The sequence below is a fragment of the Pseudomonas pergaminensis genome (assembly GCF_024112395.2).
GTDB lineage: Bacteria > Pseudomonadota > Gammaproteobacteria > Pseudomonadales > Pseudomonadaceae > Aquipseudomonas > Aquipseudomonas pergaminensis.
In genome coordinates this window covers 3,222,035-3,235,321 of sequence record NZ_CP078013.2, presented here as the reverse complement: position 1 = coordinate 3,235,321, position 13,287 = coordinate 3,222,035, and the positions used below count along the sequence as shown (strand labels likewise).

The following is a 13,287-nucleotide window of genomic DNA, read 5'->3' as shown; positions in this document are numbered from 1 at the left end:
CACTGCACCTAATTCAGCTCGCTGTCCTTGATGTGGGCAATCGGCGCAAGCAACGACGGATCGAAGGGTTCCGGCGCGCGTCCCTCCAGCAACCGTTGTACAAGGTCCGGATTGGCCAAGGCAGCCTTGCCGACAGCGACAATATCTGCGCCAGCCTGCAGGGTTTGTTCAATGCTGCTCAAGTCCTGCACTCCGCCATTCGCAATCAACGCGACACCAGGCGCATAACGGCGAGCCAGCGTTACCAGGCTTGCCTCGTTACCGCTGAAGGCCGGCTGCCAGGCTTGATGCTCCGTCACATGGATGAAGTCGACCCCAGCGTCAGCCAAGCTGCCGAAGATCGTCTGTGCGTCATGTTCCCCACCCGCCCATTTGTGCTGAAAGTCATTGACCTTGCCCTGGGATATACGCACACCGACCGGCGAGTGCCCGACCACCTTCTTCACCGCTGCAATGACCTCAAGCGTCAGGCTCAAGCGCTGGCGAACATCACCGCCCCATCGATCTTCGCGTTGATTGGAGTAGCCTGTCATGAACTGATCCAGCAAGTAGCCGTTGGCACCATGGATCTCAACGCCGTCAAAGCCCGCGATTCCAACAGCCCGTTTAGCCGCCTGGGCAAACCCCTCAATGGCATCCGCGATAGCTTCATCGCTCATGGCCTGGGGCACTCGATACGCCCCCTCGCCGTAATAGAACTTCATCTGTTCGCCTTTAGGGCGAATGGCCGAAGGGCCAGCAGATTGCTCAACAAAACGGTTCGCCTGGCTCAATGCGCCGGCGTGCATGATCTGCGCGATTGCTGCGCTCTCATGGCGATGAATCGCCTCGACTACCTCGCGCCAGGCAAGCGCCTGTTCGCTGTCCGTGATACCGGGCTGGTTCAGGTAGCCCTGGGCATACTGCCGATCGGTGTAGATCCCCTCCGTGATGACCAAGCCAAAACCGCCACGGGCAAAACGCTCGTAGTATCGCGCCATCGCAGGTGTGGCATTGCCGCTCTCGCTCGCACTGACGCGTGTCATGGGAGCAAGCGCCATGCGATTGTTCAGCTTAAGAGCGCCCATATCGAATGGAGTTACAATGCGCGAGTTTAGTGCTGTCATGATTTGCCCTCAATTATTCGCCAGCCACGACGATAAGCGTGGCAATCGCCCATTAGAAGCGCACGCTTGCAATAAGGCGCCTTAACGCAAACGGTTATAACCATGCAGATTCCCGAGATAGAGGTGTTCGCTAACGTCGCCATCAGCAGCAGTTTGTCCGAGGCTGCGCGGCGGCTTGGGCTGTCGGCGATGACCGTCTCACGGCGTCTGGCGGCCCTGGAAAAAGAGCTGGGTGTGCGCCTGGTACACCGCACCACACGCTCCGTCGCACTCACGCCGGAAGGCGAAATGTACCTGCCTTACGCAAAGACCATGCTTGAGGCCAACGAAGCTGCGCGGGCCACGTTGAAAACCAGTGCGGGCAGTGCCAGCGGCACATTGAGGGTCACCGCGCCCAGCGTCTTCGGCCAAACCGTTATCATGCCGCTGCTGCCAGCCCTGCTGGCTGACAACCCAACGCTCAAGGTCGACCTGACATTATCGGACAGCATCATCGACATCGCCGGGCTCGGCATTGATGTGGCCATCCGCATCGCCACACTGCGCGACTCAACGTTGGTGGCCACACCCCTGGCACCAAATCCGCGTGTAGTCTGCGCAAGCCCAGCCTACCTGACGCAATGGGGCACACCGACGGTGCTGGATGACCTCAACCATCATCAGTGCATCGCGTTGCACAGCATGCCCTACTGGCCATTCACCAGCGGCGAGAACGCCGTGGCCATTCGGGCTCAGGGCGCGTTTTGCGCCAACAGTGTTGAGGCGGTGCGCACCGCAAGCAAACAAGGTCTGGGGCTGGCCATGCTGACCTATTGGGATATCCGCAATGAGCTTGCAGAAGGCTCACTCGTAATGGTGAACCTTGAGGATGTGCTGCCCGAGCAGCTGTCGATCACGGCGGTGCTGCCGACGCGTCAGCAAGTTCCGTACAGGGTGCGCGTGTTCGTTGAGCACTTAGAAGCGGAACTCAAGAAAGACCAATGAAGGGGTAGCATCCACCAGCCTCTCGAAGCTGGGCAACATGGTTCACCACCATCGCTTATGTGCGCGTCAGGATAACGGTTGCATTTAGTGAGTCCTGATAGATTTCAGCATCATTTCATCGCCAGCAAGAATCCCGGCGCAGATTGCTTGCAAACTTCTCGGGTGCGGGGAACGCCTCCTTCTCCACACCAGCGTCGGCGGCAAAAAAAGCGCTGCACACTGATGCAGGAAAACAGTCGTGCTGGTTGTAAACGGTTTCCCATGATCAAGCGATTGGCCGCTTGATCATGGTGGGCGGTGGGAAGTTAGATCGCTAAGGGTGTTACGTTCTCAAAACCACTGTGTCGCAACAGCGCTTGCAAGTCAGGTTCGCGTTGACGGAAGTCGACAAAAAGCTCCATCGCGCTCCGTGAACTACCTGAAGCCAGGATGGTTTCACGAAATGATTGGCCGACACTCCTATCAATTCCGCCTGCTTCCTCGAAGCGCGAATAAGCGTCAGCAGAAAGCACTTCAGCCCATTTATAGCTGTAGTAACCCGCAGCATAACCGCCAGCGAATACATGTGAGAACGTGTTCGCGAAGCGATTGTAGTGAGGTGGAGGCATGACGGACACGCGACTGCGTACCGAATCGAGGACGCTTTGAACACTACGTCCATCGCCATGGGTGGCATGCAGTTCGAAATCAAATAGCGCCAGTTCGACCTGGCGGAGCGTCGCAAGCCCTGACTGGAAGTTTTTGCCCGCAAGCATCCTTTCCAGAAGCTCAGGAGACAACGGCTCGCCGGTCTCGAAATGCGCGGAAATGAGCTTGAGCCCTAGCTCTTCCCAACACCAGTTCTCCATGAATTGGCTAGGAAGCTCGACCGCGTCCCATGCAACGCCATTGATGCCTGATACCCCAGCTTCCTCAACGCGTGTCAACAAATGGTGCAAACCGTGGCCAAACTCATGGAATAAAGTCGTAACTTCGTCATGAGTCAACAAGGCCGGATGGCCTTCGCCGGCGGGTGTGAAATTGCACACCAACTGAGCCACAGGCTGATGCAGTTCGCCGTGAGCGTCACGACGACGCGTGGTGACGACATCCATCCACGCACCACCGCGTTTATTGGCGCGAGCATACAGGTCCAGGTAGAAACGGCCGATAGACGCGCCCTCTTCTACGACTTCAAAAAGTCTTACATCGGGATGGCACCGATCAAAGTCACTGAGTTCACGCACCTCAATGCCGAACAGCAACCGAGAGATATCAAACAACCCATTAAGCACGTGATCAACCGGGAAATACTGGCGGATGTCTTCCTGAGACAGATCAAGCAATTCTTTACGCATTTTCTCGCTGTAGAAACCCATGTCCCATGGTTTGAGATCGCTGCTGCCCTGAGCTGCAGCATATATTTTTAGCGCGCTCAAATCGCGGCGTGCAGGCTCCTGGCCATGGCGATTCAGCGCGTCTAGAAACTCCAGCACCTGCTCAGTGGTGTCGGCCATCTTTGTTGCCAGACTCAATTGGGCATAGTTCGAATACCCCAGCAAAGCCGCCATTTCGGCGCGCAACGCGAGTGTTTCCGTAATGATTTGGGTGTTGTCTTCCATGCCTGCGCGAGGCCCCTGATCCGAGGCGCGCGTCGTATTAGCAACGTAAACCTCTTCACGTAATGCCCGGTCCTTTGCATAGGTCAGGATGGCCTGGATGCTGGGTTGTTCGAGGGTTATCAACCACCCTGCGCTACCGCGCGCCGATGCCGCGGCTGCAAGTTGTGCTTTGGCGTCGGCTGGCAGGCCATCCAGATCTGCTTCGTCAGTGATTGCTTTTGTCCAGCCTTGAGTCGCGTCCAACGCCTGATTCGCAAAGTGGCTGGAGAGTTCGGAAAGTCGAGCGCTGATAATTTTGAACCGCGCTTGTTCATGAGGTGGCAGGTCGATGCCCGATAAACGAAGGGCACGAAGCTCTTGCTCTAGCACACTCTTCTGCGCCGGGTTGAAATGCTGGCTCTCAGCACTGATAGAGAGTGCGTACAGCGCATCGAAAAGGTCACGGTTCTGACCGAGCTCCGTGGAATACTCACTTAATGCAGGCAGACAGGACTCATACGCCTCGCGAATTTCGGGCGTATTACAAACGGCGTTCAGGTGGGAAACTGGTACCCACGCGCGCTGCAGTCGGGCACTGAGTTCATCAAGCTGCAGAATCAGACCCTTCCAGGTCGGCGCTATTTTCTGCTGCTTCAGGAGCTTCGCGATTGCATTACGGTTGTCTGCGAGAATCAAGTCGATCGCGGGCTTAAGATGCTCTGGACGGATGATGGAGAACGGGGCCAGATCGTAAGGTTGCAATAGTGGGTTATTCATTGCGTGGCAGATCCTTGAAGTTCAAGCAAAGTAATTAATGTTGGGTTGAATGCGCGCGAGTGATGAGAAACTCAGTCAACAACCTGACGGGACGCCCGGTTGCGCCCTTCTGCGGGCCGCTTCGCCACGCGGTGCCGGCAACATCCAAGTGCGCCCATGGGTAGCTCGTTGCGAAATGCGAGAGAAAGCAGGCTGCAGTGACACTCCCCGCGCCCTTCGTACCGATGTTTGGGAGATCGGCGAAATTGGATTTGAGTTGTTCTTGATAAGCCTCATCCAGAGGCATTCTCCAGGCGCTGTCTCCTGAAGCATGAGCTGCCTGCAGCACCTCCTTGCCCAGCGCCTCATCATTCGCGTACAGCCCACTGTGAACGTGACCGAGTGCAACGATGCAAGCTCCAGTCAGCGTGGCTACGTCGATCACGCAGGCCGGTTCAAATCGCTCGGAATAGGTCAGAGCGTCACAAAGAATGAGGCGACCCTCTGCGTCGGTGTTGAGCACTTCGATGGTCTTGCCGAGCATGCTGGTGATTACGTCACCGGGCTTAACAGCGTTAGGGCCTGGCATGTTCTCGCATGCGGCAATGACGCCGATGACGTTCAGCGCCAGCTTCATCTGCGCGGCTGCACGCAGGGTTCCTATGACCGCAGCTGCGCCGCACATGTCATATTTCATCTCGTCCATGGCTTCACCCGGCTTTAGCGATATGCCGCCGGAGTCAAAGGTGATGCCTTTGCCTACCAGCACCACCGGTGCCTGCGCTGCTTGTGCGCCGTTGTGTTTGATCACGATAAATCGGGGCGGCTGCGTTGAACCTTGAGCCACTGCCAGGAAAGCGTTCATTCCCAATGCGGCGATTTGCTCTTGGTCCATGACCTGCACTTCAACCGGAAACTGATCAGCCATCGTCAGTGCAGACTCTGCCAGATAGGTCGGCGTGCAAATATTCGGCGGAAGGTTCCCAAGATCACGACACAGATCGAGACCATCAGCGATGGCAACCCCGCGAAGTACCGAAGCCTCTGCTGCGTCGTGCGGCCCCTTGATCAGTAAGCGGACATGATCCAGCGGGCGACGTTTTTCACTTCGGCTGCTCTTGAGCGCACCGAACGTATAGTAAGCGTCCCGAAGCGCGAGCACCGATGCAAGCACCTGACACTCATCTGCGACAGTCATCGTGGTTGCGCTCAGGCACCATACCGCATCAGCGCAGCCACTGACTTTGAGCGCCTCAGCGCCTGCACAAAGCGCTTTTTGCAGGTTTTGTTGCGTGAGACTGGCGCTCTTGCCGAAGCTAACCAACAACACTCGACGCGCATTCAGGCCGCGCGGTGCGTGTAGCAGAAGCGTCTTGCCTGTTTCGTTCTCCAGTTCGTCTGCTTCAATCACGCGGGTGAGCAAGCCATCGGTCAAGTCGTCGAATGCCTTCGCGGTGCCTGACAAATCATTGCGGTTGATTCCCAGCACGAGGCATTCGGTCTGTACCTCTGCCAAGTAGCGCGCATCTGGAATATCTTGAGTTAGAACGAAGTTCATGTTCGTATTTACCTAAGAATTAAGTTAAGCCTCTCTCGAGGTCTTTATGCATTGACGCAGGGGACGTTCAGGCGACAGCAAACTGCGTCGGTGCGAAGGCCAGATGCAGTGCGCGGTGGAAGTCTTCAAGTAAATCGTCGATATGTTCAAGACCTGCGTGAACCCGCACCAAATAACCTTCTGCCGCCGGCTTGACGCTTCGCTCAGGTATTCCTACGGGCACCACAAGGCTTTCGAATCCACCCCAGGACAGTCCGATACCAAATAGTTTGAGGTTGTTGAAAAATGTACTGAGCTGCTGTGGGTTTTGCGCGACCAAACGTATGCCGAACAAACCGCTAGCACCTGTGAAGTCGCGCTTCCAGGTGTCGTGACCCGGATCGTTTTGGAGGGCTGGATGCAGTACTCGGGCTACCGCACTATTGCTCTGTAGGCTTTGCGCCAGCATCAGGCCGTTTTCCCAATGCTGGCGCAGCCGCACGGGCATGCTTCGCAGACCACGCAGGGCCAGGAAGATGTCATCAGGGCCCGCGGTTTCACCGAAATCATGGGCGCTTGCTTTCAGTTGGGGCCAGGCACGAGCGTTAGCTGTTGCTGTCCCCAACAGAGCATCGGAGTGCCCCACGATGTACTTGGTAGCCGCTTGAATCGAAACGTCTGCGCCGTGTTCGAAAGCTTTGAAGTAAAGGGGCGACGCCCAAGTGTTATCGATAATCACGATAGCGCCTACTGCGTGAGCCGCGGCGCTGATCGCGGGGATATCCGCTACCTCAAACGTCAGTGAACCAGGCGATTCCGTGAATACTACCTTGGTGTTTGCGCGCAGCATTGACTCAATTCCGGCTCCGCACAAAGGGTCGAAGTATTCAACATCGACACCCAGACGCTTGAGCACACGATCGGCAAACATCCGCGTCGGACCATAGATATTATCTGTAATGAGAATATGGTCACCCGCAGCTACAAACGCCAAAAGCGAATGGGTGCAGGCTGATAGTCCTGAAGGGAATACGAGCGAATGTTGTCCACCTTCCAGCTCTGCAATCGCGCTTTCAAACGAATGAGTTGTTGGGGTGCCAAAGCGGCCGTAATAGGCGTATGGATTGCCATCCTTTTTATGCGCCTGCCACGATTCGAAATTCTCAGCAAGCACTGTCGAGCCTCGAAACACCGGGGTGTTCACCAGCCCAGAGAACTTTTCTGGGGTTCGTCCTGCATGAATGCAATGTGTTTCGATGTTACGCATTTCAGAGCACCTGAGGATTTAAGGTGATGAAATATTACATGCGATCAAGCCGAATTATTTTGCATAATATACTTATAGAAGAACTATAATACGAATATAATTCTAATATGTTGGCCGGGAGGCGAAATGGATAAATTTGACTTGGCGATACTGGGAATTCTTCAAGCGGACAGCACCCAAGCGGTAGGAGCCATTGCTGATCAGATTGGCTTGGGCACTACTGCCTGCTGGAGGCGTATTCAAAAGCTTGAGGACGAAGGCTTCGTTCGTAAGCGGGTTGCGCTTCTCGACAGCGCAAAACTGAACGTTGCCGTAACCGTTTTCGTCTCTATCAAAACCAACCAGCACAGTGCTTCCTGGCTACACACATTCCATGAGCGCGTGGCGGCTATCACCGAGGTGATGGAGCTGTATCGAATGGCCGGTGATACCGATTATCTGGTGCGCATTGCGGTGCCCGACATTGCAGCCTACGACGCGGTTTACAAACAGTTGATTGAGATTCCCGGCCTATCGGACATCAGCTCGAGTTTTGCCATGGAGCAAATCAAATACACCACTGAGTACCCGCTCAAATACGCCCCCTGACAAACCTTCCTGAACGTCAGGTGGCCATTAGGTCAACCAAGTCAAAACAACAAAAAGGGGCCTACCCCCTGAACAGGAGTCACTAGATGTCTGAAGTCAAACACGCCAGGGTCATTATTCTGGGCTCTGGCCCTGCCGGTTACAGTGCTGCGGTCTATGCAGCCCGCGCCAATCTGAGTCCATTGTTGATCACTGGCATGCAGGCCGGCGGCCAGCTGACCACCACGACCGAAGTCGACAACTGGCCCGGCGACCCGCATGGATTGACCGGCCCCATGTTGATGGAGCGCATGCGAGAACACGCAGAGCGTTTTGAGACTGAAATCGTGTTTGATCACATTAATGCGGTCGATCTGGCCAGCAAACCGCTAACGCTTACGGGTGACGACGGAACGTACACCTGCGATGCGCTGATTATCGCCACTGGTGCCAGTGCGCGTTATCTCGGGTTGCCCTCCGAAGAAGCTTTTATGGGCAAAGGTGTTTCGGCGTGTGCGACCTGCGACGGTTTCTTTTATCGCAACCGCGAAGTTGCCGTCGTAGGGGGCGGAAACACGGCAGTCGAAGAAGCGCTTTACCTGGCCAACATCGCCAGCAAAGTTACGTTGATCCATCGCCGCGAGACTTTCCGAGCCGAAAAAATCCTGATCGACAAGCTGCACGCACGCGTTGCCGAAGGCAAGATCGAGCTTAAGCTCAATGCCACACTGGAAGAGGTATTGGGTGATGCGATGGGCGTAACTGGCGCACGCCTGAAGAATAACGATGGCAGCAGCAGCGAGCTAAAGCTGGCCGGCGTGTTCATCGCTATCGGCCATACGCCGAATACATCGCTGTTCGAAGGCCAACTGGCACTAAAAGACGGTTATATGGTGGTGCAAGGCGGTCGTGAAGGCAATGCGACAGCGACCAGTATTGAAGGTGTATTCGCGGCCGGTGACGTAGCGGACCACGTCTATCGTCAGGCGATCACTTCTGCTGGCGCAGGTTGCATGGCGGCCCTGGACTCCGAACGTTACTTGGATGGCCTGGCAAGTGCTTCGCTCTGATCGGCGCGCCGAGTTGAAACGCCAACGCTAGAGGTTGTGCAAAGATATAAAAGTCTGCGCGGCGATCAAAGCAAACGCTCCCTACAGGAATGTAGGGAGCGTTTTTCGTTATGGCTAAAATCCCAACTCGCCGGCACTTAGCGCTACTCTGGGTCAATAGGCGAAAAAATTTCAGGCGAGAAGTAATATTTGTCTCACAACATGTGACTTGGCTCAATGCGCTATCGGTGGGCGCATAAGCAAAGGCTAGGGCAACCCATAAATAGGAGTTGCCCCTTTCCCTGTGCCGGCTAAAGCGTGAAACGCGCAACGACAGTTCGCAGTTCTCCTGCCAGCAGCGAGAGCTCCTGCGCAGTCACCGCGTTGTCCTCTATGCCGTCCATCAGCGCCACACTGCCGTTACGAATCTCGGTCACATTGCGATTGATATCCTCCGAGACCGCGTGCTGCTGAACCGCCGCGCTGGCTATCTGGGTGTTCATGCCGACGATTTGCTCAACGCCGTCATTGATTGCATCCAGGCTGGCCGAGGCCTGATCAGCGGACTCGATGCACTCCTGCGCGCGCAGCTTGCCCGCTTTCATTTGCTCGACGGCGTCGCCTGTCGCCAGTTGCAGCTCCTGGATAATCCGGCGGATCTCTTCGGTGGAGTTTTGTGTGCGCGAGGCCAGCGTTCTGACCTCGTCGGCGACCACCGCGAATCCTCGACCCTGCTCGCCGGCGCGGGCCGCCTCAATGGCCGCGTTCAACGCCAGCAGGTTTGTTTGATCAGCAATGTTACGGATCACCTCAATAACGCCGCCGATCTGCTGGCTGTGTTGCGCAAGCGCCGAAACCTTTTGCGCACTGCGCTCCACCTCATCGGCCAAGGCTTCAATAGTCACGCGGGTTTCCTGCATCTTCGCCAGGCCGGTGTTGGAGGACTGGCTGGCGTGCTCCGCGGCGTGGGCGGCGCCCTCGGTGTTTTGCGCCACGTCCGCAACGCTGGTGGTCATCTCGTTGATAGCCGTAGCGACTTGTTCGGTTTCGCTTTGCTGTGCGCTCATCGCGCGCTTAGCCCGGTCAATCGACACCCCAATGCGCTGCGCCGCATCGGCGACCGATTGTGAACTGCGCTCGACCTGAGCCAGCGAAGAGCTAAACGCCTGCACCATATGGTTAAGGCCGTTGCCCACATCGGCCATTTCGTCTTTGCCACGCACTTGAATGCGCACGCTCAGGTCGCCCTGAGCAATGAGTTGGGTGGCAATCAACACATCGTTGATAGTGCGACGCATGGCGCTGTAGATGCCGCTGAACACATACACCAGCAACAGGCCAAGAACGATAAACATGCCGAGAATGAATAGGCGTTCCGACGTTTTTTCCTGAACTCGGCGTTCAAGCGTATTCAGCAGTGCGGCTTGCAGCGTGTCTTGCGCTTTGTACAACTCAGCCACTACCGCATTGCCCTTGGCGGGCAGGTTCTGCACGCCACTGATGATGTCGCTTGGCGCGCCAATCAATACTTCGAGGTCGGCGCGGAAGCTGTCGAGGCTGGCAAAAGCACGGGTGATCGGCGCCTGAATACTATCGGCAAGCGCGGGTTCTCTGCGACGCAAAAGTGCCAGACTTTGCTGCAGTTCATTATGGATGAGCAACTCGTTTTTAAGCATCGACTTGATGACGCTGCGCGCACCCGGAGTCAACGATTGCCCGTCATGCAACCCGCTGGCCAGCCCACGCAATTGGCCGACGATATTGATTTGTCGTGGCAGCCTCAAGGTACTCTGATCGATCATGAATAACGATGCGTAATCTTCATCCAGCACCATGCCCGACGTGGCCGATACGTAGTACACGAAGTTCAACGTTTCGGTGAGCTGATCGTTCCAGTCATCGAAGATCGCGCTCTGGTTGGCATCCGCTTTCGCCAGCTCAATCAAACGCTGCGCCCCAGCGTGCAGGCGGTGCACTCGATCACCGGTTTCCAGCTGTGTGTTGAGCTGCCCGTCGGTTGCGGCCAGTTTCGAAAATGCGTCCTCCAACTTCAACTGGTTGGCCGATAGATCGGCTTGAGCGGTGCTGTCACCGCCGAGCAAGCGGTTGGTGAGTGCGCGTTGCAACATCGATAAACGCAGTACAGGCGTTATCTCCAATAGGTAACGCTGGCCTAGTTGTTCCGAGCGAATGACCTCAAGGCTTGCGTTGATCTGATGGATGACGCGCGTACCAAGCAGAACCAAAGGGATTAGGACGATGATGGCGAGCACACCGAATTTCGCGGAGAAGCGTAACCGTTCGGCCAGGTGTACGGCAGGAGCAAGGATGTTCATGGAGTTCTCACAGCCCGGAATGGGACGGTTTGTAGTAGATGTGTGGTTGAGAACACTCCATTTTCTCGAATGCCTGGCTCTATCTGGCTCATTCGGCTAATGACGTTTTATGTAATTAAACGTTTCAGACATCGTGTCGGCATTGAGATTGCAAACTTTATGAAGAGTTGTACATTTATTTATTTTTGTACAACCTTGGAACGCTTTGAAAGCAATGATGTCGCTGAGCCATCACTACTACAGGGAAAAGTTTGAAAGGGAAGCGCTGGGGTAGCTGGTGGATTGACCTGTGCTGGAGGTAGTTTGTCTCCCATCAATACACCAGCAGCGAAGCAAGGTAAGCGACGGCGCCCGTATCTGGATCATAGGTCAAGCATCTTGATCGCTCGTATACAGCTATTCTTGATGAAATTGGCGCAGATCCTATGCATGCAACCTTCCAGTAAAGAGGGCTATCTCTACATTTGAAATTGCTTGACCAACCTGTTTAATTCAACCGCGAGCTTCGTGAGTTCGGATGTTGCAATAGCCGTTTGACTGGAGCCCTCTGCCGCTTGATTTGAAAGGTCACGGATACTCACCAAGCTGCGATCTACCTCCCTGGCAACCTGAGCTTGCTCTTCCGATGCGGTCGCAATCAGGACGTTGCGCTCAGTAATATTGTCGATAGATTCGGTAATTTCCACCAACGCGGAACCGGCACTTTGAGCAGTATCCAACGTTTTCTGAGCTTGGGTGTTCGTGTGAGCCATTGCCGATACAGCAGATCCCGTGCCTTTTTGAATTGAACTGATCATCTGCTCAATTTCACTGGTTGATTGCTGTGTACGATGAGCCAGAGCTCTGACTTCATCAGCGACTACTGCGAAGCCTCGACCAGCCTCTCCGGCACGCGCAGCTTCGATAGCCGCATTCAACGCAAGAAGATTAGTCTGTTCTGCGATAGCGCGTATCACGTCCAAAACCTTGCTAATGTCTGTGGCCATGACGGCGAGCCCTTGTACCTCTTGCGATGCATCTTCAACATTTGCGACCATCAGACTAATGGCATGCACGGTTTCATCGACGCGGGCACGACCAGCCAATGCGGCGGAGTTGGATCGATTGGCTGCCTCAGAGGCTGAGGATGCATTTCTAGCCACCTCTTCCACAGCGGCACTCATCTCGGTTACGGCAGTAGCCGCCATTTCTACTTCATTATTCTGACGCAGCATGCCTTTATTTGCGTCTTCGGTGACAGCATGCATTTCTTCAGAAGTTGAGGCCAACTGGTTGGAAGAATCAGATATTAAAGTAAGCGTATTCCGCAACCCCTGCTGCATTGCACCTAACGCCCGCATAAGCCTAGCCACTTCATCGTGCCCTTGAGCGTCGATAACCCCAGTGAGATCGTTTTCAGCGATACGCTCCGCGATGGCAAGTGACTGGTTGATCGGGCCAGTAATACTTCGAGTGTACATTAGAGCTATTGCAATAGCGGCCATCGTGCTAACCAATATGAAACCGCCAACGATAAACTTAGCTTGCTCATAAATCAGGCTCGCCTCTTCTCCGGCATTTTTAGCTTTATTATTGTTAACACCTATCAGATCTTTAATGTCGATTTCAACAGCATCAGCAGATTGTTTCATCGACTCACCGGAAAGCTTAACCGCTTCGTCTAAATTGCCCGAAGAAACAAAAAACAAGTATTGATCTTGTACTATCTGATAGCTGGCGAGGCTTTTTGAAAGCTCATCAATTTTCTGTTTACCCAGTGGCGTTACGATGAAAGGCTGCAAGCTCGACAAAGAGTTCTGGATATTAACTCTAGCCCTCTTCAATTCTTCAAGAGCTTGGGCTTTACGGCTTTCTGGCTCTACGGGGTTACGCAAACGTGCATTGCTACCTCTGATGCTTACGAACTCTCTGTCAATTACTCCGAGTATAGATATGCTGGGTACGACATTATTTTCCACAAAGCTTTCGGACGCCTTCAAACTAGACGCCTGCTTGAGGGCAACTATCCCCAACGCAATAATCATAAGGCAAAAAAAACCGAAACACAGAGCTGAACGTGGAGCAAGGTTGAATTTACGCAGCATCATAATTGTAGCCTCGTCTAT

The 13,287-nt window shown here is 54.7% G+C and carries 8 protein-coding genes and 3 pseudogenes; 3 read left to right on the top strand and 8 right to left on the bottom strand.

Annotated elements, in window-relative coordinates; translation table 11 throughout:
• Positions 1-8: 8 nt before the first annotated feature.
• Positions 9-1,106 (bottom strand): oxidoreductase, encoded by a 1,098-nt coding sequence (locus tag KUA23_RS14555; protein ID WP_252994216.1) that lies wholly within the window; start codon positions 1,104-1,106, stop codon positions 9-11.
• Positions 1,107-1,208: 102 nt separating this feature from the next.
• Here KUA23_RS14555 and KUA23_RS14550 point away from each other — a divergent pair, with 102 nt between their 5' ends.
• Positions 1,209-2,090, top strand: a complete 882-nt coding sequence (locus KUA23_RS14550) for a LysR family transcriptional regulator (RefSeq protein ID WP_252994215.1) — start codon at positions 1,209-1,211, stop codon at positions 2,088-2,090.
• Between the two features lie 305 nt (positions 2,091-2,395).
• Here KUA23_RS14550 and KUA23_RS14545 read toward each other — a convergent pair whose 3' ends face one another.
• The 3 genes from KUA23_RS14545 to metC form a co-directional block, all read right to left on the bottom strand.
• Positions 2,396-4,447: a M3 family metallopeptidase gene (locus KUA23_RS14545; protein WP_252994214.1), complete on the bottom strand. Its 2,052-nt coding sequence runs from the start codon at positions 4,445-4,447 to the stop codon at positions 2,396-2,398.
• Between the two features lie 34 nt (positions 4,448-4,481).
• Positions 4,482-5,984, bottom strand: coding sequence for a leucyl aminopeptidase (locus KUA23_RS14540; RefSeq protein ID WP_252994213.1), 1,503 nt, complete (start codon positions 5,982-5,984; stop codon positions 4,482-4,484).
• 67 nt (positions 5,985-6,051) lie between these two features.
• Positions 6,052-7,230, bottom strand: a complete 1,179-nt coding sequence (gene metC / locus KUA23_RS14535; RefSeq protein WP_034105520.1) for a cystathionine beta-lyase — start codon at positions 7,228-7,230, stop codon at positions 6,052-6,054.
• A gap of 126 nt (positions 7,231-7,356) precedes the next feature.
• On the opposite strand from metC, the gene KUA23_RS14530 reads away from it, so the two are divergent.
• The gene (locus KUA23_RS14530; RefSeq protein ID WP_034105522.1) at positions 7,357-7,818 is read left to right on the top strand and encodes an Lrp/AsnC family transcriptional regulator; all 462 of its coding nucleotides are present in this window, start codon (positions 7,357-7,359) and stop codon (positions 7,816-7,818) included.
• Positions 7,819-7,904: 86 nt separating this feature from the next.
• A complete protein-coding gene (trxB, locus tag KUA23_RS14525; protein WP_034105525.1) occupies positions 7,905-8,867 on the top strand; it encodes a thioredoxin-disulfide reductase in 963 nt (320 codons plus the stop codon).
• 290 nt (positions 8,868-9,157) lie between these two features.
• Here the strand turns inward: trxB and KUA23_RS30345 are convergent, their stop codons facing one another.
• The 4 genes and pseudogenes from KUA23_RS30345 to KUA23_RS30330 form a co-directional block, all read right to left on the bottom strand.
• Complete coding sequence (locus KUA23_RS30345; RefSeq protein WP_428847461.1) at positions 9,158-9,862, bottom strand: methyl-accepting chemotaxis protein; 705 nt, start codon at positions 9,860-9,862, stop codon at positions 9,158-9,160.
• 159 nt (positions 9,863-10,021) lie between these two features.
• A pseudogene (locus tag KUA23_RS30340) lies at positions 10,022-10,144 on the bottom strand (HAMP domain-containing protein); the annotation flags it as partial.
• Between the two features lie 1,496 nt (positions 10,145-11,640).
• A pseudogene (locus KUA23_RS30335) lies at positions 11,641-12,240 on the bottom strand (methyl-accepting chemotaxis protein); the annotation flags it as partial.
• Positions 12,241-12,546: 306 nt separating this feature from the next.
• A pseudogene (locus tag KUA23_RS30330) lies at positions 12,547-13,206 on the bottom strand (MCP four helix bundle domain-containing protein); the annotation flags it as partial.
• Between the last annotated feature and the right edge of the window lie 81 nt (positions 13,207-13,287).